Here is a 23306-nt window from a genome sequence, read left to right as displayed (position 1 = left end):
TTACTTACAGGTCCTTCCACTCGTCAGCGCCCCCATACCCGCTGGGCAGGTTGTTGCGGTCGGCAAAACGTTCCTCCTTGAAAGGATTGCCGTTCATGTGATAGCCTCTGACTTCCCAGTATCCAGGCTTGTTTTCGGTCATAAATTCAATTCCGCTGGCCCATTTTGAGCCTTTCCACAGATAAAACTGGGCGGGTGGAATAAAGCGTAAAGGATAGCCATGCTTGGGAGAAATATCTTGCCAGTCATTTTCTGCATCTTTCCAGCGGTAAACAAAGAGGGCATCATCTCCTTGCAGGGCTTCAAGGGGCAGATTGGCTGAATAGCCGAAAGGATCCCCATTTAAGTATCCATAAATCCGGACATAACGCACATTCGGTTTCAGGTTGACCAGTTTCATAAACTCTCGGAAAGGGATTCCTTCAAAGGTGGTATCAAATTTGGACCAGGTAGTGACACAATGCATGTCCACCGTGTTCACCACCTTGGGCAATGCCATGACTTCTTTATAGGTAAGGGTGAGCTCTTGTTCAACTTCGCCAAACAGTTTAAACCGCCATGTCTCTTCATCAAACTGATAAACATCGCCTTCATGCAGAATGGGCCATTTCTTTGTTTCAATTTGACCAGGAGGCAGTGTTTTGGTCACGGGCATTTCCTCCTCATGTATGTATTTTGTATTTCTTTCTGTCGTTTGCCCTTATTTTATCACATCTTGCCCAGAAGGAGAAAAAGTGAAAAGAAATAATGGAACCTTTAACATGGGTTGATGGAGTATGTAAACTTGCGCCCGGTTTGGGGGCATTACTTTTTGGAAAGATCACTGTCATCCGGGTTAACGCCAAGTTCCTCTTCGATTAGTTGTTCCAGCTTGCGGATGCGCATTTTTTCACGGCGCCGTTCTTCACGTAGTTCAGCCTTCAGAGCCTTGTTAAGGGAGAGGACCATAAACAGCATGATAATGGCAAAAGGCAGTGCGGCCACAATAGATGCGGTTTGCAAACCGTTTAAGCCGCCGCTGAGCAACAGCACACCCGCAATTCCAGATTGCAAGATTCCCCAAATGAACTTGGTTGAAACTTTGGGGTTAAGTGCTCCCTGAGACGTGAGCATGCCCAAGACGAATGTAGCAGAATCTGCTGAAGTGACAAAGAAAGTAATAATCAGTAAAGTGGCCAAGATACTGAGCCATAATCCGAGGGGGAACTGTTCCAAAGTGAAGAACAGGGCACCTTCTACACTCTCAGAGACAGCTTGTGTGACACTCACGCCTTCAAACATTTCCAGATGGAGGGCAGATCCCCCAAAGGTGGCAAACCAAAGCGCCCCGATCAGCGTTGGCACCAAGAGTACCCCTGATACAAATTCTCTAATGGTCCGTCCCCGCGAAACACGGGCGATAAAGGTACCGACAAAAGGAGCCCAGGCGATCCACCAGGCCCAATAAAAGAGGGTCCAGGCACCCACCCATTCTCCCTGGGTGAAAGGAGTCAACCTGAAGCTCATGGGAATGATGCTGCCCAGATAGTTCCCTATTGTAGTCGTGAAGGTTTCCAAAATGAAGATACTGGGTCCGGCCAGCAAGACAAACAAAAGTAATAAGCCAGCCAATGATATGTTCACATTACTCAGGTAGCGGATGCCCCGGTTCAAACCGGTAGAGGCGGAAATCAAATATAAAACGGTGACCACCATAATAATCAATAAGTGCATTGTCGTATTATTAGGCAGCCCGAAGACATGGCTTAAACCGCCATTGATCTGCAGCGTTCCCAGACCAAGGGAAGTGGCCACACCAAAGGCGGTGGCAATGGCCGCCAAGGTATCGATCCCTATGCCGAGCGGTCCGTCTACCCGGTCACCGATGAGGGGGCGGAAGGTGGAACTGATTAAACCTGATTCCCCTTTTCTAAACTGGGCATAGGCCAAGGCCAGACCGACAATGGTATAAATGGCCCACGGATGGAGTCCCCAATGAAAGAAGGCATAACGCATCGCTGCCTTGGCCGCTTCCACGCTTTCACCCTCAAGCCCTTCCGGAGGGGACATGTAATGATAGATCGGCTCAGCTACCCCCCAAAAGACCAGGCCGATACCCATGCCGGCCGAGAACAGCATGCCTAACCATGTCCAATAGTTATATTCCGGATCTTCATCTTTTTTGCCTAATTTTATTTGTCCGTACGGTCCAAATGCCAGGTATAAGGCAAAGGCTAAAAAGATAAAGGTGGCAAACAAATAAAACCAGCCAAAGGTTCGTGTGACAAAAGCAAGCGCATGACCGGCTGTTTCAGCCAAATGGGCGGGGCGGATGAACCCCCAGGCTACAAAAATAGTGATAATGACGACTGAAATATAAAAGACATACCCTAATCGCGGTTTAGGTTGCCTTGTCATTCTTTCACCTCTGTTCAATTAATGCAATGTATGTTTTAAGAAAAGCATTCCCAGGCAGTACCCAGGGAGGCTGGACTTTCCTTATTTTATTATTTCGATGCTAAACCTGGTTTTATCCTTTAATTTGGAAAAACAAATAGGATGGCCCCTATAGGGACTCATCCTTGTACCATTTTTTCTGTATTTAATAATTTATAATTGAAATTTATGTGCTTGTCAAATCTAAAAAGGCTTGCGCATCTTGAACGGCCAGGTTGATAGCACTTTGCCAGAAATCGGGCTTGGTCAAATCGACACCAAGGTGTTTTTGGGCCAAATCCTCCACTTGCATGCGCCCTGTATCCCGCAACAAGGCGATGTAATTCTCTTCAAATCCCCGTCCTTCCTCCAGGGCGCGGGCATAAATACCTGCACTGAACAGATACCCAAACGTATAGGGAAAATTATAAAATGGAACAGTGGTAATATAAAAATGCAATTTAGAAGCCCAGAAATGGGGTTCGTATTCACCAAGGGCATCACAATAGGCCTCTTTTTGGGCTTCTACCATTATTTCGTTCAGACGCTCCACGCTGACAATGCCCTGCTTGCGCTTCTCATAGAAGCGGGTTTCAAACAGAAAGCGGGCATGGATATTCATGAAGAAGGCCACTGCCCGTTGGACCTTGTCTTCCAGCAGTGCTAATTTCTCTCTATGATCCACGGCATGTTTAAGCGCCGCATCGGCCACAATCAATTCGGCAAAGGTGGAAGCCGTTTCAGCGACGTTCATGGCGTAGCGCTGTGTGAGTGGAGGCAGGTCATTCATCACATGTTGATGGAAGGCATGGCCAAGCTCATGGGCCAGGGTGGCGACATTGCCCGCTGTGCCTGCATAAGTCATAAAAATACGAGTCTGTTTGCTGTCCGGAAAACTGGTGCAAAATCCTCCAGGGCGCTTGCCGGGCCTGTCTTCTGCCTCGATCCAACGGTTTTCAAAGGCGTGCACCGCAAAGTCTGCCATTTTGGGGCTGAAACGGTTAAATTGCTCCACAATAAATTGGGCTGCATCATCATAACTGATGGTTCTGTGTGTCTGTTCCAGCGGAGCCTCTACATCATACCAGCTGAGCTTTTTCAGACCAAGCAGTTTGGCTTTGCGCTCCAGATATCGAACAAAAATCCCTTTATTTTGCTCAATGACCTGCCACATCACTTGCAGGGTTTCAGCTGACATACGGTTGATATCCAACGGCTCCTTATGTACGGAGTCCCATCCTCTGTGTTTGTACAGATTGAGCCTGAACCCGGCCAGGTGATTAAGGGCATCAGCACAAAAGTCGGCGGATTCGGCCCAGGCTTCCTGCCACTTTTGAAAGACGTGCTGCCTCACTTGGCGGTTCGGGTCCGACAATTTATTAAACGCCTGACCCACAGACAGTTCTTTTTGTTCCCCATCCATCTCCACCTGAATGGTCATCTTACTTACAACGGTATCGTACAAATCACTCCAGCCGTGATAACCATTGACGGCCAGATCGTTAGCCAAAGCTTCCAGCTCGGCAGGCAGTTTTTCTTTGGCTCTTAATCTGCGTTCATTAAGGGGGAAAGCCAGAGCAGCAAAAGGTTCACGGGATAGGATCGATTGCCAGACCTCTTCATCGATTTGGAGTAACACTTGATCCAGCTGGGTCAATGCATTAGCGTATTGGGCAGAGAGTGTTTTCACTTTGCCGCCCAATTGCACTGCTTTTTTGTCATGCATATCCTGGGCAGAGAGACAATGGACAAAGGATGCGGCTTGTCTCAGTTTGAGGGCGATGTTTTGGGCCAGTTCAACAATTTCTTGCAGTGAGGTTGTGTCAGCAGGAGACTTGGGCGGCTTTAGCCGGAGGATCAGCTGCTGCAATGTGTTTCCCTGTTTCTCGATATCACTTAAATAGCTTTTAAAAGCATCAGATTCGCTTCCCCCGGGAAATAAGACATCTAAATCCCAAGTTTGAACTAAGGGTGTGTGCATGCCGAACCGTCCTTTCTTTGCTAATATTGCCAAAATGATTCCGACATTTCATATTATACCAGATAATATTTCGTATTTCTAATATTTTCTCCCGCGTTATATTTAGATAAACAAAACTATGCTATGATGGAAGTAACACCTTCAATTTTACAAAAATCAAGACATAACGTAATAGGGCCCTAAGCAGGCCAGTATGGGGTTATAGCTAAGATGCCAAACTTGGGAGGGAATGCCATGAGAATCATCTCAAGCGCCAAGATCAGCCCCAAGCACCAAGAACGCTTGCAAGCTGCCTTTCCCCAACACCAGTTCGCATTCTTTGACAGAATGGACCAAGTTACAGATGAAGCTAAACAGAAGGCCGAGGTGCTGCTTACATACGGAGAGGACTTGACACCGGAGCTGATTGACGAGTTGCCAGCCTTGAAATGGATCCAGGTCCTTAGTGCGGGGCTGGAAAAGATGCCTTTTGAACGGATTGAGGAGCGGAACATCCTGGTGACCAACGCCCGGGGAATCCACGGCATTCAGATGGCCGAGTATACCATGGCCATGATTTTAACCCTGGTCCGGCGCCATTATCAATTTTATGACTTACAGAAAGAGCGAAAGTGGGACAGGTCGGTCCGGGTGGACGAAGCCTATGGCAAGACGGTCGGCATTCTCGGTTTGGGGGCGATTGGAGAGGAAATTGCCAAGCGGGCCAAAGCGTTCGGCATGCGTGTGCTTGCTGTACGCCGTTCCCAAGCTCCCTGTCCCGACTATGTGGATCAACTGCTTACCATGGCAGAGAGGGAGATCTTGTTTAAAGAAAGTGACTTTGTTGTTGTCTTGCTGCCTCTTACCCCGGAGACAGAACATGCTGTAGGCAATACTGAATTGGACTGGATGAAGCCCACTGCTTATCTGATTAATATTGCCAGGGGGAAAGTAGTAGATGAAGAGGCTCTGCTTCAGGCGGTGCGCAGTGACAAAATAGCCGGGGCTGTCCTGGATGTGTTTAGTGAGGAACCTTTACCTGATCATCATCCGTTCTGGTCGGAGCAAAACATCATCGTAACGCCTCACGTGTCAGGCCGCTCTCCTCACTACATGCGCCGGGCCCTGGCCATCTTTGAAGAAAATTTAGAGCGCTATCCAGATACGGAAGCCATGCGCAATGTCATTGATGTCAAACGGAGATATTAGCAGACTCTGTTACCCTTGAATTTATCATCCATAATTGTATAATCTGCTCCAACGGTGGAAAACTAACACGAAACAAAAGAGTCGCCAGAGTGCGGCTCTTTTTGTGATAAAGGAGCGGATGATGATGTTTATGGATGACCAACCCGTCATTGAATATGTCCTGCCCGTAGAGATGATGGATCATTTGTTAGCTTTGGAATTGAAGGCGGATGAACAACATCCCCTGTTGGACAAGCATCGTCTGGAAATGCGTTTAAAAGGGTTGCTGCAGCAAGAGATCAACTCGGTGGAAGACCTGGAAGAGTGGCTGCAAGAGGAGAGCGCCTTAATTGAAGAGGTGCAAGAGATGGCCGCCAGAATACATATCAGCTTTAATTGCGACCATGGTGATGCGAAAGCCAAAGAACAATACGATCATTTAAATGAATCGCTCTTGCCACTGATTAAACGTTACGGCTTTTTGCTGGATAAGAAGTTTGTTAATAGCCCCTACCTCAAAGAGTTAGATCAGGAACGCTATGGGGAACTGATCCGCTCGCGCCAAAACGCGGTCTCACTTTTTAAGGAAGAGAATATTCCTTTAGAAATTAAAGAGCGTCAATTGATTAAACAATATAATGAAATCATCGGTGGTTTAACCGTGGAATGGGAAGGGGAAGAACGCACCTTTCAGCAAATGCAAACGGTTCTGCAGCATGCCCCAAGGAAGGTGAGGGAAAAAGCCTGGCGGGCGATGTGGGACACCGTGTTAAAAGAAGAAGAGAAATTAAACGGATTGATGAGTGAACTCATCGGTCTGCGCCAGCAGATTGCCCAGAATGCGGGTTTTGACAACTATAGGGACTACATCTACCGTAAATATGAACGATTTGATTATACGCCTGAAGACAGCCACCGTCTGTATGAGGCCATTAAAAAATATGTGGTGCCCGCAACCAGCCGCTTGCAGCAGGAGCACCGGGCAGCCCTCGGCTTAGCAGATTACAAGCCCTGGGATATTCCGGCCATGGTGCCGGACGAAACACCACTTAAGCCTTTTGAACAAGTAGAGCAGCTGATTGAAGGCACCATTGAGATTTTTGAACGCTTGGATGCACAGTTCGGGTTCGTCCTCAAGGAGATGAAGGAGAAAGGGTTGCTGGATCTGGAAAACAGAAAAAGAAAATCTCCCGGGGGCTTTTGCTCCCATCTTCCAGTGACAGGTTTATCTTTTATTTTCATGCATGCCACAGGCTCAGGCCGGGATGTGACCACCTTTATCCATGAGGGCGGTCACGCCGTACACAATTATCTCATGCAGACACAACCTTTGGCCAGCTACCGCTCAGCTGACAAGGAAGTGGCTGAATTGGCCAGCATGGGCATGGAATTGTTGACGATGGATAAATGGGATGTGTTTTATAAGGACCCTGCACAGCTGGAGAGAGCCCAGCGGGAGCAACTGGAAAGCATTATTTCGTTTTTCCCATGGGCCATGGTCGTGGATCAATTTCAGCACTGGCTGTATGAGCACCCTGAACACACCCCTGAGGAGCGGAAGGCCAAGTTTCGGGAACTGGCTCAGGAAATGAGCTATCATGGCGTAGACACCAGAGGTTTAGAGGAGGTCCTGGAAGTCCGCTGGATGTTACAGCCGCATATTTTCGAAGCGCCGTTTTACTATATCGAATATGTCATCGCCCAGCTGGGCGCGCTTGAACTGTGGGCTGATTACCAACAGGATCCCCAGGCAACATTAACCCGCTTTAAACGGGCGCTCGCCCTGGGAGGTTCCAAACCCTTGCCAGAGATTTATCAGCAAGCTGGCATTACGTTTGATCTCTCCGAAGCTCGTGTAGCGGAAATGGTCACCAAAGTTGAACAGGCTTTAGACCAATTAGAGGGACATGAGAAGGTAAATACAAATTAATCTAACAAAAGGGGTGTGTGAAAAAGCTCTTTCGGCCGTTGCCGAGAGAGTTTTTAAGTTTCCTGTTATAATGATGATAAAGTGAATCTAATATCATATCCATAAGGAGGTAGTTTTATGAAACAAGGCATTCCGGTTCCATTGGTCCGAGCCAATCAGTGGGTGATGGTCGGAGGAATTTTGTTGGCTATCCTGTTGCAATCCCAGCTCCTGTTGACGCTATTGTTCATCATATCATTGCTGGCCTTGCTGTTTGGTCCCAAGGGCAATGTAGTCTTCGTCTTGACCAAACCGCTGCTTAAGAACCGATTGGCGGCTGCTGAACAGGAAGCGGCGGAATTGCAACGTTTTAACCAGAGCATCGCCACTATCCTTCTGGGGCTGGCCGTAGGTATTCTATGGACCACTGGTCACTGGAGTGGCTGGATCCCGGCCGGTATGGTAATGGTGGCCGCCGCATTTGCCTTGGCCGGTTATTGTATCGGTTGCACTATCTACTTTCAGTGGAAACAATGGCGACATACACAACGATCCTAGTCTAGTCTAAAGACCAACATTAGGCTGAATATTTAAACAGGTACACATGGCAGGAGAGAGAACAATGGACCAACAGCGACCAGTATTTCCGCCCTATTTTGGATTAATCGTGGGGGCTGTGTTTGTCTCGACCGCAGCTGTTTTGGTTAAGCTGTCCTCTGCACCGGCTGAGGTTGTGGCCTTTTACCGCTTGTTTTTAGCTGTGGTGTTGATGACCCCATTTGTGTTCCCTTATTTTAAGGAATTGAAAAGATTAGAGAGGCGGCAATGGGTCTATCTGCTTGTCAGCGGTTTGTTTTTAGCCTTGCATTTCGTGTTGTGGTTTGAATCTTTGAATTACACTTCGGTGGCCAGTTCGGTGGTGCTGGTCACCTTACAACCTTTGTTCACTTTTGCAGGGGCTTATGTACTGTTTAGGGAACGAATGACGATCAAGGCTTTGGCCGCAGGAATTTTGGCCATTGGTGGCAGTGTGCTGATCTTTTGGGGAGATTTTCGCTTTGGCGGGGAAGCGGTTTGGGGCAATGCCCTTGCTTTATTGGCGGCTGCGATGGTCTCAGGCTACTGGCTGTGCGGGCAGCATTTGCGGCAGCGCCTGTCTATCATGACTTATACCTACGTGGTCTACGGCACAGGGGCCCTGTTTATCCTGCTGTATGTTGCGCTCACAGGGGGAGCCCTGTTCTCCTACCCGGCTCGGGATTGGTGGCTTTTCGTCGCACTGGCCCTGTTTCCCACTTTGCTGGGTCACTCCATTTTCAATTGGGCGGTGAAATGGGTTGGAGCATCCATCATTTCGGTCACCGTTTTGTTCGAACCGATCGGCGCCTCCCTCTTGGCCTATCTGATTCTTGGCGAAACCCTGAGTAACGCTCAAATAGCAGGGGGATTGATTATCTTGTCCGGCATTTATCTGTTTATCCGTAATCACCACTCCCAAGCACAACGCGTTCAAGCTGATCATGAACAACAGTCAGTATCAGTTCCCGACCAAAAACATAGCACCAATGCCTGAGGTGAACCGGGATGGGAAACAAGTACATTGATGCCCATCTGCATTTGGATCAATATTTGCTTCGTTACGGGAAAGAGAAGCTCCATGATATGATTAACCGCTGGCAGTTGGCCGGTGTCAGCGGTGTGGTCGCTGTCTCTACTGACCTTGCTTCCGCTTACCGTACGCTGGATTTGAAGCAGTGGTATCCAGACTTTGTATATGCGGCAGTTGGCTATCATCCTGAACAGCCCCTTCCCAGCGAGAAGGAACTGTGTGAGCTGTTTAGCTTGGTCCGCCAAGAGCGAAGGTGGATAGCAGCCCTTGGAGAAGTCGGCTTGCCCCATTACACTTTGGAAAAAATGGGGCATCCGCCCCTGGAAGGGTATATGGAGCTGCTCAGGCTTTTTTTGCAACAAAGCCAAATGTTCGATCTTCCCGTGCTTCTGCATGCGGTCCATGATAAGGTGCAATCTGTCTTTGAGCTGTTACAACAGGAAAACGTGTCAAGGGCACATTTTCACTGGCTTAAAGCACCGCAAGAGATGATTCAGCAAATTGTCAAAGCCGGCTACTATGTTTCTGTGACGCCTGAGGTGTGCTATCGAAAGCGGGATCAGCGTCTGGTTGAGCTTGTGCCAATAGAGAATCTGCTAGTGGAAACGGACGGTCCATGGCCTTTTGCTGGACCATTTGAGGGACAAAATACGACACCGTTGTTTTTGCCTCAGGTTGTTGACTACGTAGCCTGTCTTAAAGGGTTGGGGGCAAGTGGGTTGGCCAATCAACTGATGATCAATGTGCATAAGCTGCTGCTTAAAAAGGACCAATACCGGTCATGGCAACTTTGGCAATCAAACAAACACGGCGAATAGCAAATGTTTTCACAAATGATTGACAGTTTGGTTGAAATGGGATACATTGATAACCGCATTGCTAACAGTGTTTCTGAGAGAGGAGACTTGACATGCTCATTTTTGGACATCGGGGCGCGAGCGGCTATGCCCCTGAAAACACTTTGGCGGCTTTTGAATTGGCTTTGGAACAGGGTTGTACGGCCCTGGAACTGGACGTGCAGCTGACCAGGGATGAACAGCTGGTGGTGATCCACGATTTTTGGGTTGACCGCACCACCAATGGTACAGGGTTAGTGATGGAAATGGAGCTGGAACAGATTCGCCAGCTGGATGCTGGTGCGTGGTATGATGCTAAGTTTGCCGGTGAGAAAATTCCTACCTTGGAGGAAGTACTCAACCTTGTCCCGGAGCACATCCTGCTTAATCTGGAGTTGAAAATTATTCCTCGGATGAGGGGCAACATTGAACAGCTGGTCATCGATTTGCTCATGAGTAAGAACAGGCAGCATCAGGTCATTATTTCCTCTTTTGATCACTTCGCTATCCAAATTGTGCAAGAATATCTTCCGGAGATAAAAACGGGCTTATTGCTATATGGGCAATTACTTGATTTACCCAACTATATCAACGCCAATGAGTTAGACCTGTTTAGCATTCATCCTGCCTATCCATATTTGACAGAGCATACGGTTGCAGTGCTGAATCGATTGAAAAAACCAATTTATACTTATACTGTTAATCGGAGTGAGGACTTGGCTTGGTGCTATCAGTATGGGGTCGATGGTGTCATAACCGACTATCCCGATCAAGCCCAAAAGCTGTTAGAGGTTTATCGGTAGGGAGCAGAGAAGATCTGAAGGCGCTTGACAAGTGCAGAAACCGATGTGTATAATAAATAAAGAATTAAATATAACTTTGCGGAGATTTGGAGAAGCGCAAAAATTGCCTCTGTTTTGCAGGGTGATTTTTGCGCTTTTTCCGTCCCTTGTCTGTTCTGTGTTTTCTGACTTCATCTCAGCATCGCAGTTTAAAATTGATCNCTTGTTGGCTTCCTAGTCAACTGAACCGTGGGACACACGGGGATCGCTTGGTCAATAAACGGCTGGTAGGCTGTTGTTCCCAAGAATCCCCCACCTCTAAGCGAAGCGTAGGTGGTGGGAGTGTTCAAGACCTTGCCCAAGGAGCTCTATGAGTCAGCGCAAATTGATGGCTGCAGCCGTTTCAGTTTTTATTGGTCATTTGCCTTGCCGTTGTCCAAACCTATGTTGAGTGCCTTGGCTATATATGCCTTTTTGACCACATGGAACATGTATTTATGGCCGCTGTTGGTGACCAGCAATGAAAATGTGCGCACGGTCCAGATCGGCATCCGCATGATGATTTCCCAAGAAGCTTCTACAGCCTGGAATATGGTCATGGCCGGCGTGGTGATCATTTTATTGCCTACTTTGCTTTTATTGTTCCTGGGCATCAAACACATCCGCCGTGGATTGATGTCAGGGGCATTAAAAGGATAGATGGTGAGCTTATACATTTTTTTCAAAAATGCACAAGGGGGAAGATAAGGTGAAGGAAATGTTAAAACACAAGAGGGCATCAGCCTTCTTATTACTAGCGTTGGCATTGGTGCTGGTCATGTCCGGGTGCAGTTCGTCAACCGGTCAGCTGAAAACAACGGATGATGGCCGCATCGTTGTTGATTTCTGGTACGCTTTGGGAGGCAACCTGGGTGAAGCGGTGGAAGCGGTAGTGGCTGGCTTTAACGAGAGCCAGGATGAAGTCTATGTTAATGCCGTCTATCAGGGAAGTTATGAGGAATCTTTAACCTAATTAAGGCAAGTGGTCGGTACCTCTGAAGCTCCTGCTCTGGTGCAAGTGTTTGAAGTGGGCACCAAATATATGATTGAGAGTGGCTATATTGAGCCGATGCAAACATTTATTGACCGGGACAATTTTGATGTCAGCCAGTTTGAGGAAAACATTTTGGCTTATTATCAGGTGGATGGTTTTTCGGTGATTAGCCATGGCTGGTTTACGGAGCAAATGATTGCCAATCAAGGAGGTCTGTATGTGGATAATGATAATGGGCGAAGCGGGGAGCCAACCCAGGCCCTGATTAATCAGGAAGAGGGGCAGCGCTGGTTTCAATGGCTGGCTGACTTAAGAGAAGACGGCACACTGGGCAATTATGGGCGGGATTGGGATGATCACCGCGCCGCTTTCCTGGCTCAGACGGTGGCCATGTATTTGGATTCTACCGCTTCTACATCCGGAAACGTCAATAACGCTGACTTTGAAGTGGGGACGGCATTTTTGCCAGTACCTGACGGAGTAGAGCCTCATGGAGTGGTGGTTGGAGGTGTCTCCCTGTGGATGATGGCTGACATTCCTGAAGAGGTACAGGAAGCGGCTTGGGAGTTTATCAAATATGCAGCCCAGCCTGATGTGCAGGCTCAGTGGGCAGCCAGCACAGGTTATTTCCCTATCACCAAAGCAGCTCATAATGAGTCGGTGTTGCAGGAGGTCTATGAGCAATATCCCCAATTTTTGACCGCAGTGGAGCAGTTGCAAAACACCAAGCTGACCCCGGCCACTCAAGGCGCATTAATTGGGGTCTTTCCGGAAGCCCGGGAACGGGTGGTCAACGCCATTGAAAGTGTACACAATGGGGACGACCCCTTGGAAGCTTTAAACCGGGCCAATGAGGAGATCAACCGGGAACTGGAGAATTACAGACGGGCGAATCAGTAAGATGGAAATTTCAAAAAATGTTGACAAACTTGTTTGCCTGTTGACAAACTTGTTTGCCTATTTTATTCTATGTTATAGCTCAACTTTCGCAGACAGAAACACCAAGTAAACCCTTGATATAATTGGGCAGACTCGACAAAAACTGATCGAAAAGCTCTTGAAACTTCTCTTCCGTAAGAACTAGAACTTCCCGTACCGCAGATTTAAATAGTTCGATTAAAAGCAACAATGCAGAAGCAAATTTGATGTCCTCCATCTCGTCACAACAAAGGGAAAAGAGCTCTCCCAATGTACGGGGATCCTGGCTCTCTCTCGATTCCACCGCCAAGAGTATGTACCGGGCAAAAACGATGCTGGTATGGGCAAACATCATGTCATAGGAACGGCCTTGAAATTCTTTGGCCAGCCGGAGATATGACTTGGTCATCTTGAAGAACACTTCAATATCCCAACGTTTTCCGTAAAAGCGGATGACCTCTTCATCAGGCAAATGGACATCCGTGGTCAGAAGGGCCAGCCAATTTCGGCGGCGGTTACGGTCCCGGACAAAGACAATCTTGGCAGGAATCTCTTCCCCTTGTTCATTGCAGCCTAATGTGACGATGACGGAAGCGAGAATTTTGGCTTTACCGCGTTTTTTACGAACGGCTTTGTACAAGGCATTCAGGTTCCATTTTTGCCCGTTATACCCGTAGTACACCCTGGGCATTCCTTTCAACATACAAATCACATGTATCTTTTGCTCAAGCACTTTCATGATTGTGGAAGGGAAACTGAACCAACTATCGAACAAAACGTAAGAAGCCTGAATACCGGAAGCCAACGTTTGTCTGAGCAGCTCAATCAAGACATCCGAAGACTTTTGCATGCTTTCCTGGCGCCGTTTGTAGCCTGTGGTCCGCTTGTCAAGACCATCGGACATTTCGACCAGGCGGTTTTTGGGATCAGGGGAACTGAGCAACGAAAAGCAGAGAGGAACAAAGGTGTTTCCGTCTGACCAACCTAAGGTAAGCAGGCGAAAACCCCGAACAAACTTGCCGGTGGTGTGATCATGGACTTTGGCCAGTAACTCGACCGCCTTGCTGCGTGCACGGGAATAGAGCGAATCATCCACAATCAGTACCTTTACCCGATCTTTACCGGTTAACGGGTCCAATTTGTTCCGGATCAGCCCGCTGCTCAAAAGCAGCAAAAACTTGCGCCAGTTATAGCGGCTGGAATTCAGAAAACGATAGACCGCATCTTTTCCGGGAAGATCCAATGAATCTTTCTTTTGAAGGGCTTGATACAGATTTTTCTTGCTAAACACCAGGAGAAAAAGGAATTTGAAAAGCGTCAGGCAAGTCCATCCGCATTCTTTCACAAAATTGGACTTTTTGAGTAGAGAGCCAATCCGCTGTTCTTTGAAAAAACGATCCACTCTTGAAAGAAGTTGCTGGTCAGAAGCCGAGGAATTTGGTACGATAGACATGAAAAACATCCTTTCCTTGGTACATGTTGGTTTAGGCAACTTCATTTTACCAAAGGATTGGGTGTTTTTCGCGTTTTTTGGCCAAATTCCCCAGTTAAATCAAGGGATTCTCTTGTTTTTCAAGGTGCGAAAGTTGAGTAATGAATTTATCCGGAAAGGGGAAACGATCAATGATGGATCAATTGAAGGTCATTGACGGGTATTTTGAAGAAATAGCGAAAAACGGTGTTTCATTTAGGGCGTCTAGCGAATCATAAGCTGACGCCCTAATAGATTTTTCGCTTTTCGGTGAAAGTTTTCAGTGAGTTACGCTAAAGATGAAAGACGTTCTCTAACACGTTTTTTTAATTTTTCTACATCAGCCTTTCGATCAAGTATATGCATCTTTCTATGACAGTTTGGACAAAGAGCGATGGTATTTTCGATGGTATCATCGCCGCCACGTGACAACCATTCAATATGATGGGTCTCTAAATAGGGGGTTCCATCCTTATCATTAAATGGTGCTGGCTGATCACAAAGCTGACAAATGCCATTTGCCCATCTCTTGGCATATTCACTAACATAAGGGTTTCGCTCATATGCGGTTGTACTCGTTGAACGCTTAATAGCTTTTTTATTAGTGTGTTTTGCCCTTGCTTTTAATTCTTCATCTGAGAGCTTTTTAGCTCTCTTTTCTCTGTATCGATTTTTGCTTTCAATCCACTCTTGTGGGATTTCGATTGGTTGCGTATTTTCCTTTAGTTTTAACGGAAAAATCCAAACTAATCTTAGGTTATTTTCTATATCTAATTGTTGATCTTGGTACGGTTGATCAGCTAGCTCAACTTGTCCCATGAACACATATTCATTTTCTCGGAATACTTCAAAAAGATAGAGGTCTACTCCATTGGTAGTTGATTCTGCCAATGTTTTGTTTTGTTGGAAGTCTAATTTCTGATCTCCTACTCTCCCCATTCCAGTATAATGAAACACATCGCCTTCCCATCGATCTTCGTACAAAGCCTTTGTGTGGTCTGATATCAATACAAGGGAATTCGTTCTTTTCGAACGTCTCATTCCACCTTGAGGTGCACATTGGAAGATGGAAACAATCTCATCATTCCTTAATATTTGCCCTGGAACCAATTCATCGATTGTCATGGCTAATGGTATTCCTCCATTTGTTTTTATTCATCGATTGTATAATAATCTATTANTTGGTACGATAGACATGAAAAACATCCTTTCCTTGGTAGATGTTGGTTTAGGCAACTTCATTTTACCAAAGGATTGGGTGTTTTTCGCGTTTTTTGGCCAAATTCCCCAGTTAAATCAAGGGATTCTCGTGTTTTTCAAGGTGCGAAAGTTGAGTTATAGAAAAGTCTATACTTGGTCGGAGACAAGGAGAAGACCAAAAGAACCACTCTGTTTACAAGGAGTGTGTTTTTTGGTCTTCTTTTTGTTTGCTGCAAGGCGTAAAATGTAAGCGTTGTAATCCGGATGCAAATCAAACCCGAGGGAGGCGATGGGATGTCTGCGTTTATTGGTGAATTGGTAGGAACCATGATCTTGATTATCTTTGGAGGAGGTGTGGTTGCTGGTGTAGTCCTTAACAAATCTAAAGCACAAAATAGCGGCTGGATTGTGATTACGTTAGGGTGGGGACTGGCTGTGGCGATCGCTGTCTATGCTGTTGAAGGGATTAGCGGAGCCCACATCAATCCTGCTGTTACCATTGGTCTGGCTGCGGTAGGGGAGTTTCCTTGGTCACAAGTTCCTCTCTATGTGATCGCCCAATTCCTTGGTGCTTTTCTGGGAGCTGTGATTGTTTGGTTACATTATTATCCGCACTGGAGATCAACCCAAGATAAAGGGGCTAAACTCGCAGTGTTTTCAACTGATCCGGCTATTAAACATACACCCTCTAATCTTATCAGTGAAATAATTGGTACGTTTACCCTTCTCTTTTGTTTATTGGCCATAGGCGCCAACCAATTTACGGAGGGTTTAAATCCCTTGATTGTTGGTTTTCTTATTGTTGCAATTGGTTTGTCACTTGGGGGAACCACCGGATATGCCATTAATCCTGCTCGTGATTTAGGGCCCAGAATCGCCCATTTCCTGCTTCCTATTCCCGGTAAGGGTGATTCAAATTGGGGGTATGCCTGGATCCCTGTCATTGGTCCGCTTATTGGCGGGGTTTTGGGGGCCTATTTTTATAAATTGGTTTTTGAAAACGGTTCTAGTGGAGCAGTGATTGGCTTTGTTGCAGCCTTGACCATCTTAGCTTTGTTTGTCCGGCTGCGCTCCTCTTCCGTTGGCGATGAAGAAAAAAGATGCATGGACTCTCGTCCTAATTAGGGGATGATGAAAAGGAAGCTTTAGCCTTTATTGAAGCCTTTCTTCAAATAGGTTAAGAATTATTTTCTAGTTACAAAACAAGGAGTGAGCAAAATGGATAAAAAGTATATCTTAGCCCTTGATCAAGGGACCACCAGTTCCCGGGCCATTCTGTTTGACAAGCAAGGTCAAATTGTGGGCATCGCCCAGAAAGAATTTGAACAAATTTACCCCCAACCGGGTTGGGTGGAGCATGATCCCATGGAAATCTGGGGCACACAGAGCGGGGTAGCCAGAGAGGTACTGGAGCGTACGGGGATTAAACCTCAAGAGGTGGCTGCCATTGGCATTACCAATCAAAGGGAAACCACGGTGGTGTGGGATAAACAAACCGGCAAACCCATTTATAACGCCATTGTCTGGCAAGACCGGCGCACGGCTGATATCTGTGATGAACTGAAACAAAAAGGGTTGGAAGAATACATTAAAGAAAATACAGGCCTTGTTATTGATGCCTATTTCTCTGGAACAAAAGTGAAGTGGATTCTGGATCATGTGGAGGGGGCGAGAGAGAAAGCTGAGGCGGGAGAGCTCCTCTTTGGCACCATCGATTCCTGGCTGATTTGGAAACTGACCGGAGGCCGGGCCCATGTGACCGATTATTCCAACGCTTCCCGCACCATGTTGTATAACATTAAAGAGTTGGCTTGGGATGAGCGGTTGCTTAAGGAGCTGGATATTCCGTCTTCTGTTTTGCCGGAGGTGAAGCCGTCCAGCCATGTGTATGGCGTGACTGACCCGTCTACGTTTGGTGGAGCCCAGATTCCCATTGCTGGAGTAGCGGGGGACCAGCAGGCAGCATTGTTTGGCCAAACCTGCTTTGAAGAGGGGATGGCCAAAAACACCTACGGCACAGGATGCTTTCTGCTGATGAACACCGGTGAATCTCCTGTCATTTCCCAATCGGGATTGTTAACGACCATTGCCTGGGGCATTGACGGGAAAGTGGAGTATGCTTTAGAGGGCAGTATTTTCATTGCTGGCGCCGCGGTCCAATGGTTGCGGGACGGACTTAAACTTATTGACTCGGCGCCAGATTCAGAGTACTATGCCACTAAAGTGGACGACACGGGCGGGGTGTATGTGGTGCCAGCCTTTGCCGGACTGGGTGCCCCCTATTGGGACATGTACGCCAGAGGGGCCATATTCGGCTTAACCAGGGGGACGCGCAAAGAACACATTATCCGGGCCACGTTGGAATCGTTGGCCTACCAAACCAAAGATGTCTTGGATGCCATGCAAAAAGATGCCGACTTAAAGTTGAAGACTCTTAAAGTGGACGGCGGTGCAGTGACCAATAACTTCCTGATGCAGTTTCAGGCCGATATATTGGGCGTCAATGTAGAGCGGCCAAAAGTCACCGAAACAACCGCGTTGGGAGCAGCTTATCTAGCCGGCCTTGAAGTTGGTTTTTGGAACAAAGATGAAATTATACACAATGCCCAATTGGATACGACGTTTCAACCCCATATGTCCGCTGAGAAAAGAGACACGCTGTATAAAAAGTGGCAAAAGGCGGTTAAGCGTACCATGAACTGGGAAAAATATGAGGAATAGGGTGAAATGAGAAAAATGCCTCCCTGTACAGGGGGGCATCGGACTGTAAAGGAGGATGGACGTGAATTCTCCTATTGTGGATATGGTTCAATCACAAGTGATTGCCGCCATTCATAAACCGGAGTTGATTGATGAAGCAGTTGGCAGCAAGGCCAACATCGCTTTTCTCTTAACCGGTGATCTGCTTGCGATCAAGGACTATGTGCACCGGTTGAAATCGGCAGGAATGTCAGTTTTTATTCATTTTGATTTTATCGAAGGGCTGTCCAATCACAAAAGTGCCATCCAATATGCGGCCAGAGAATGGCAACCAGATGGCATCATTACCACCCGCAACCAGTTGATCAAAGCGGCCAAAGAAGAGGGACTGCTGACCATCCAGCGCATTTTTCTGATTGACTCCAGTGCTTTGAAGCGGGGGATTGAACTGGTCCGGTCCTGCGGGCCGGATGCGATTGAGGTCCTGCCTGGGCTGATGCCCCGAGTGATTTATGAGTTAACAGAAGAGCTCCCCATTCCCTTAATTGCAGGTGGCCTGATCAAGCACAAGGAAGAAATCTTGGAAGCCTTGCGGGCCGGGGCGCTAGCCACCTCTGTGGGGGATCCTAAGTTATGGCACTTAGACCTCTAGATAACTGCTCTCTATACCCTCCCGCCCTGATCAGAAACAACAGGGCATCCGTGAATTTTACTGTAATTCCTGTTAAACTAAAAGTATCTTAATCTTGATGTTGAACTTGAAGTTGAAGCGGGGTGTCCAGCGTGGCTTTTGATCCACATTTCTCAGGCCTTTCTCCACGATTCGTAGATCAGTTAAAAACCTATTGTGCGGCTAACAAAAAGGTGAAAAAAGTTATTCTATTTGGTTCCCGGGCCAGAGGTGAACATCGCCAAACCTCCGATATAGATTTAGCAATAGAAACTGATCAAGCTTCTCACAGTCAGCAAAATTTGATTGAGGACGCCATACGTGAAATCCCAACACCCCTAAAAGTTGATGTTTTGTTTATAGACCGGTTGGAAAATGAAGATTTGATAGGGGATATTATGCGGGAGGGAGTGGTGATCTATGACCAGGGAGAGACTTCACCGCAAACTTGAGGAATATAGACGAGCCTGTAAAAGATTAGAAGAAGCTATTAACCTTCCGCTAGATCATGATATTGTTTATGATGGGGTCATACAACGGTTTGAATTCACATTTGAATTAAGCTGGAAACTGATGAAAATGTTCTTGGAGTATGCTGGAGTCACTGAAATCCGGAGTCCCAGAGCAGCTATACAGGAAGCATATGCTTATGGCTTGATCGAACAAGGAGAACAATGGATAGCAATGATGATCGATCGGAATAAAACATCGCACATCTACGATGAGAAGGAAGCAAGGTTGATCTATGATAAAGTTAAGAATAAATATTATAAACTTTTTAATCAGCTTAGGAAACGGATGGAGAAGGAAATGGAGATCGAACAATAAGCAAGCCTCTGAATCTATCCTGGAATTACTGATTCATTCATTAATGTTTTTATGATATAATGAACTCAAGAAGTGCATAGCACAGGTCAGAGAACTGGAGTAGACCGCACAAAATCACTACATACTATGTAGTGTAGTGGTTTTTGCGGTCTTTTTTAATTGTCGACAAGAAAAACAGAAAGGTGATCAAGCATGGGCAAAGAGAAACTGGCTTTTTCCAGAGACAACCGCACCACTATGTTGGAGCGCATGGCTGGAGAACCGTTAGACCTTTTAGTCATCGGCGGGGGAATTACCGGTTGTGGCATTGCCTTGGATGCAACTTTACGTGGACTTAGAGTAGGGCTTATCGAGATGCAGGATTTTGCGGCAGGCACCAGCAGCCGTTCTACCAAACTGATCCACGGCGGCTTGCGTTACTTAAAGCAGGGGGAGATCGGCCTGGTCCGGGAAGTGGGGCGGGAGAGAGCCATTTTGTATCGCAATGCGCCCCATGTTGTGATTCCGGAGCCGATGCTGTTGCCCCTGGTGGAGGGCGGGACATACGGCCGTTTGGCTACCTCTTTTGGTTTGTGGCTGTATGACAGATTGGCCGGGGTGGAGAAAAGTGAACGGAGAGTGATGTTAAATAAGGAAGAGACCTTGGCACGGGAGCCGTTGTTGAAGAAAGACGGCCTGAAGGGCAGCGGCTTATATGTGGAGTACCGTACCGATGATGCCCGCCTGACTCTGGAAGTGATTAAGAGCGCCGTGGAACAGGGAGCGCTGGCGGTTAACTATGCTGAGGCCACAGAGTTTATATATGACCAAGGCAAACTCATCGGCGTGGCAGTCACGGACCGGGTGGAACAAAGGGAATATGCCATCTATGCTGCCAAAATTGTCAATGCCACAGGCCCATGGGTGGATCAGCTCCGCCGAAAAGACAACTCTCTCAAGGGGAAACGTCTGCATTTGACCAAAGGGGTGCATATCGTGGTTGACCAAAGCCGCTTCCCTTTGCGTCAAGCGGTATACTTTGATGTGCCTGACGGTCGCATGGTGTTTGCGATTCCCCGGGATGGCAAGACCTATATCGGCACGACGGACACCGATTATCAAGGGGACTTGGCCCATCCGCCCGTTGACGAGGAAGACATCACCTACCTGCTGGAGGCGGCAAATGCCATGTTTCCCACCATCGGGCTTACCAGGGACGATGTGGAATCCCATTGGGCCGGACTCAGACCACTCATACATGAAGATGGCAAATCTCCGTCGGAGTTGTCCCGCAAGGACGAAATCTTCCGCTCCGAATCCGGCCTTATCACCATTGCGGGAGGCAAACTGACCGGGTTTCGCAAAATGGCGGAACGGGTCGTTGACTTGGTTGTCCGGGAACTGGAGCAAGAAACAGGGCGCACGTTTCTTCCTTGTCAAACGGCCACACAAGTGTTGTCCGGTGGCCAGGTAGGGGGACCGGAAGGATGGCCCGGCTTTGTTCAAAAGCACGTGCAGGAGCTAGCCGCACTTAATGTAGAAAAAGAGCAGGCCGAGAAGCTTGTACGTCGTTACGGCAGTAACATTAGGCATATTATCGGCTATTTGAAGCGTATGGGGGTTCAAGAGCCAGAAGTCGTGGTGTTAGATCCGGCAGAAGGGAAGCAGAAAATTGACCCAGTGCTTAAAGCCGAATTATGCTACTGCGTGCAACACGAAATGACGGTCTATGCTGAGGATTATCTGATCCGGCGCACAGGAGCTGCTTATTTCGATAAAGATACCTATGTTGCCCTTTATCCCGTAGTTAATGAATTGCTGAACTCGCCATCTCTTTCTTGCCAAGTCATAAGCTAGTAAGCGGGCCCAGTATCAAGGCCCGCTTATTTTACAGATGAAAACTTTAATCTGTGGTCATGGTGCCGCTTGCTGAACCTGTCTTCCCTGTGAACACAATAGAGAGGATATGAAATATTATGGCGAAAAAACAAATAATCTAACGAAAATGTTTGAAGAATGTCGGTCTTGACAAAATTAACCGGAAAAAAACGCTTGCAAAATGACTAACTATCCATTATAGTTGTTTATGTCAAATGTACACAAAATTAAAAACAAGATTAGGGGGTAATTGAATGAAATTTAATCGCAAATGGCTGTGGCTTGCTGTCCTGGTCCTCACTGTAGGGACGGTGTTGGCTGCCTGTGGCGGCGGTGAAGAGCCCGCTCCTGAAGATACGGAGGGACAGGGAGAAGGGCAAGCCGCTGAAACTCCCGCAGCCGGTGGGGATTTGAAAATTGCAGTGATGTCTGATGCTGTGTCTTTGGACCCGCATGGATCCAATGACAACCCATCTAGTAATGTAACTAGCCAAATCTATGAAACGTTGTTCGTCCGGGACAAAAACGGGGAAATTCAACCCTGGCTTGCTGAAAGCTATGAACAAGTAGATGACGTGACCTGGCATTTTAAATTGCGTGAAGGCATCACTTTCAGCGACGGCACTCCGTTTAATGCCGAAGCGGTAAAAGTCAACCTGGAGCGTATCCTTGACCCTGAATTGGGTTCTCCGCGTGCCTTCATTTTCGACGGCTGGCTGGAAGAAGTCAATGTGCTCGATGAGTACACTGTTGAAATCAAAACCGCCTATCCATTCTCTCCGATTCTGGCTCACTTTACCCACTCTGCCGGACAAATGATCAGCCCGGCTGCTATTGAGGCTGAGCAAAACGGGGAAACAACGATTGCTACTAACCCGGTTGGCACAGGTCCGTTTGTGCTGGAAAGATGGGAATCTGGCCAGGAAATCGTCTTAAAGCGTAATGAGAACTATTGGGGTGAGCCGCCTAAAGTGGACACGGTGACCTTTACCGTTGTGCCAGAAGATTCCACCCGTCTGGCTATGCTGGAAACTGGAGAGGTGCATATTGTTGAGCCTGTACAGCCCAATGATGTGGCTCGGGTGGAAAGTTCTTCCAATATGGAACTTTATCGGACTGACAGTGTCAGCTTAACCTACATCAGCTTTAATACTCAAAAGGAACCATTCAACGACGTGCGCGTGCGTCAAGCCATCTCTATGGCCATTAACAAAGAAGAAATCATCGAAGGCGTCGTTAATGGTATTGGTATTCCTGCTGCTGGCCCGTTGGCTCCCACTGTCTTCGGCTATCATGAAGGGTTAGAGCAGCTTGAGTATAACCCTGAAAAAGCAAAAGAGCTGTTGGCTGAAGCTGGCTATCCAGACGGATTTAAAACCACGATTTGGACCAACGATAACCAAATCAGGGTAGACATCGCTGAAGTTGTTCAAGCCCAATTGAAAGAAGTTGGCATTGAAGTGGACATTGAGGTGCTGGAATGGGGCGCTTACCTGGAAAAAACGGCTAACGGTGAACATGACATGTTTATCCTTGGCTGGGTCACTGTAACAGCTGATGCTGACTACGGCACCTATGCCTTGTTCCACAGCAACAACCACGGGGATCCTGGTAACCGATCCTTCTATACCAATGAAGAAGTAGATGCGATGCTTGATCAAGCCCGCCAGGAAACGGATGAGGCTACCCGCTTAGAGCTGTATAAACAAATTCAGGAGTACCTGGTTGATGAAGCCCCGATGATCTACCTCTATCATCCAGAATATCTGATCGGCTTATCACCCAAGGTGAACGGCTTCTGGTATTCTCCTGATGGCATTATGCATCTGAGAGAAGTATCTATTGAAGAATAATGGTTAGACAAGTGGATAGCACACAGGTGTAAACCCACTATTGTAGAGATAAAAAGGGTTGTATCTTGTCCAAGTGC

At 47.3% G+C, this 23306-nt stretch carries 20 protein-coding genes and 1 pseudogene; 16 read left to right on the top strand and 5 right to left on the bottom strand.

The genetic code is table 11. The features are described from left to right. Nucleotides 1–4: 4 nt before the first annotated feature. From IEW48_RS03880 to IEW48_RS03870, 3 genes are all read right to left on the bottom strand, one after another. Entirely contained in the window at nucleotides 5–649 is a 645-nt protein-coding gene (locus IEW48_RS03880) for a molybdopterin-dependent oxidoreductase (RefSeq protein ID WP_188622657.1), read from the bottom strand. Nucleotides 650–804: 155 nt separating this feature from the next. After that, complete coding sequence (locus IEW48_RS03875; RefSeq protein WP_188622656.1) at nucleotides 805–2397, bottom strand: glycine betaine uptake BCCT transporter; 1593 nt, start codon at nucleotides 2395–2397, stop codon at nucleotides 805–807. Nucleotides 2398–2602: 205 nt separating this feature from the next. Further along, nucleotides 2603–4396 (bottom strand): M3 family oligoendopeptidase, encoded by a 1794-nt coding sequence (locus IEW48_RS03870; RefSeq protein ID WP_188622655.1) that lies wholly within the window; start codon nucleotides 4394–4396, stop codon nucleotides 2603–2605. Nucleotides 4397–4630: 234 nt separating this feature from the next. On the opposite strand from IEW48_RS03870, the gene IEW48_RS03865 reads away from it, so the two are divergent. The 9 genes and pseudogenes from IEW48_RS03865 (at nucleotide 4631) to IEW48_RS03830 (ending at nucleotide 12632) form a co-directional block, all read left to right on the top strand. Further along, complete coding sequence (locus tag IEW48_RS03865; RefSeq protein WP_188622654.1) at nucleotides 4631–5584, top strand: D-2-hydroxyacid dehydrogenase; 954 nt, start codon at nucleotides 4631–4633, stop codon at nucleotides 5582–5584. Nucleotides 5585–5705: 121 nt separating this feature from the next. After that, nucleotides 5706–7493: a M3 family oligoendopeptidase gene (locus IEW48_RS03860; protein WP_188622653.1), complete on the top strand. Its 1788-nt coding sequence runs from the start codon at nucleotides 5706–5708 to the stop codon at nucleotides 7491–7493. A 117-nt stretch (nucleotides 7494–7610) separates the two neighbouring features. Beyond that, the gene (locus IEW48_RS03855) at nucleotides 7611–8030 is read left to right on the top strand and encodes a DUF4395 family protein (protein ID WP_188622652.1); all 420 of its coding nucleotides are present in this window, start codon (nucleotides 7611–7613) and stop codon (nucleotides 8028–8030) included. A 64-nt stretch (nucleotides 8031–8094) separates the two neighbouring features. Beyond that, on the top strand, nucleotides 8095–9045 hold the full coding sequence (locus IEW48_RS03850; protein WP_188622651.1) for a DMT family transporter: 951 nt from the start codon (nucleotides 8095–8097) through the stop codon (nucleotides 9043–9045). 11 nt (nucleotides 9046–9056) lie between these two features. Then, nucleotides 9057–9899: a TatD family hydrolase gene (locus IEW48_RS03845; RefSeq protein ID WP_188622650.1), complete on the top strand. Its 843-nt coding sequence runs from the start codon at nucleotides 9057–9059 to the stop codon at nucleotides 9897–9899. A 92-nt stretch (nucleotides 9900–9991) separates the two neighbouring features. Further along, nucleotides 9992–10720, top strand: coding sequence for a glycerophosphodiester phosphodiesterase (locus IEW48_RS03840; protein WP_188622649.1), 729 nt, complete (start codon nucleotides 9992–9994; stop codon nucleotides 10718–10720). A 324-nt stretch (nucleotides 10721–11044) separates the two neighbouring features. Further along, nucleotides 11045–11398 (top strand): annotated as a pseudogene (locus tag IEW48_RS03835) (carbohydrate ABC transporter permease); the annotation flags it as partial. Nucleotides 11399–11447: 49 nt separating this feature from the next. Continuing rightward, a complete protein-coding gene (locus IEW48_RS16965) occupies nucleotides 11448–11711 on the top strand; it encodes a hypothetical protein (protein WP_007506615.1) in 264 nt (87 codons plus the stop codon). A gap of 9 nt (nucleotides 11712–11720) precedes the next feature. Then, a complete protein-coding gene (locus IEW48_RS03830) occupies nucleotides 11721–12632 on the top strand; it encodes an extracellular solute-binding protein (RefSeq protein WP_371874812.1) in 912 nt (303 codons plus the stop codon). 79 nt (nucleotides 12633–12711) lie between these two features. On the opposite strand, the gene IEW48_RS03825 is transcribed toward IEW48_RS03830, so the two are convergent. Further along, the gene (locus IEW48_RS03825; RefSeq protein ID WP_188622647.1) at nucleotides 12712–14103 is read right to left on the bottom strand and encodes an IS4 family transposase; all 1392 of its coding nucleotides are present in this window, start codon (nucleotides 14101–14103) and stop codon (nucleotides 12712–12714) included. Between the two features lie 306 nt (nucleotides 14104–14409). After that, entirely contained in the window at nucleotides 14410–15246 is an 837-nt protein-coding gene (locus IEW48_RS03820) for an HNH endonuclease (RefSeq protein WP_188622646.1), read from the bottom strand. A 369-nt stretch (nucleotides 15247–15615) separates the two neighbouring features. Between IEW48_RS03820 and IEW48_RS03815 the strand changes: the two genes are divergently transcribed. The 7 genes from IEW48_RS03815 to IEW48_RS03785 all read left to right on the top strand — a co-directional run bounded on the left by IEW48_RS03815 (nucleotide 15616) and on the right by IEW48_RS03785 (nucleotide 23229). Continuing rightward, nucleotides 15616–16446, top strand: a complete 831-nt coding sequence (locus IEW48_RS03815) for an MIP/aquaporin family protein (RefSeq protein WP_188622645.1) — start codon at nucleotides 15616–15618, stop codon at nucleotides 16444–16446. Between the two features lie 93 nt (nucleotides 16447–16539). After that, nucleotides 16540–18042: a glycerol kinase GlpK gene (glpK, locus tag IEW48_RS03810; protein ID WP_188622644.1), complete on the top strand. Its 1503-nt coding sequence runs from the start codon at nucleotides 16540–16542 to the stop codon at nucleotides 18040–18042. Nucleotides 18043–18103: 61 nt separating this feature from the next. After that, the gene (locus IEW48_RS03805; protein WP_371874810.1) at nucleotides 18104–18673 is read left to right on the top strand and encodes a glycerol-3-phosphate responsive antiterminator; all 570 of its coding nucleotides are present in this window, start codon (nucleotides 18104–18106) and stop codon (nucleotides 18671–18673) included. A gap of 131 nt (nucleotides 18674–18804) precedes the next feature. Beyond that, a complete protein-coding gene (locus tag IEW48_RS03800; protein WP_188622642.1) occupies nucleotides 18805–19143 on the top strand; it encodes a nucleotidyltransferase domain-containing protein in 339 nt (112 codons plus the stop codon). Beyond that, nucleotides 19112–19519 carry a nucleotidyltransferase substrate binding protein gene (locus IEW48_RS03795; RefSeq protein ID WP_188622641.1) on the top strand — a complete coding sequence of 136 codons (408 nt, stop codon included), beginning with the start codon at nucleotides 19112–19114 and terminating at the stop codon, nucleotides 19517–19519. Before IEW48_RS03800 ends, IEW48_RS03795 begins: the two co-directional genes overlap by 32 nt. Nucleotides 19520–19711: 192 nt before the next feature. Next, the gene (locus tag IEW48_RS03790) at nucleotides 19712–21355 is read left to right on the top strand and encodes a glycerol-3-phosphate dehydrogenase/oxidase (RefSeq protein WP_188622640.1); all 1644 of its coding nucleotides are present in this window, start codon (nucleotides 19712–19714) and stop codon (nucleotides 21353–21355) included. Nucleotides 21356–21630: 275 nt separating this feature from the next. Then, nucleotides 21631–23229, top strand: a complete 1599-nt coding sequence (locus tag IEW48_RS03785; RefSeq protein WP_188622639.1) for a glutathione ABC transporter substrate-binding protein — start codon at nucleotides 21631–21633, stop codon at nucleotides 23227–23229. The last annotated feature ends 77 nt before the right edge of the window (nucleotides 23230–23306 follow it).

The sequence above is a fragment of the Caldalkalibacillus thermarum genome (assembly GCF_014644735.1).
In the GTDB taxonomy this organism is placed as follows: domain Bacteria; phylum Bacillota; class Bacilli; order Caldalkalibacillales; family Caldalkalibacillaceae; genus Caldalkalibacillus; species Caldalkalibacillus thermarum.
The sequence above is the reverse complement of the archived record's forward strand: the minus strand, read 5'-3'. Positions and strand labels throughout refer to the sequence as shown.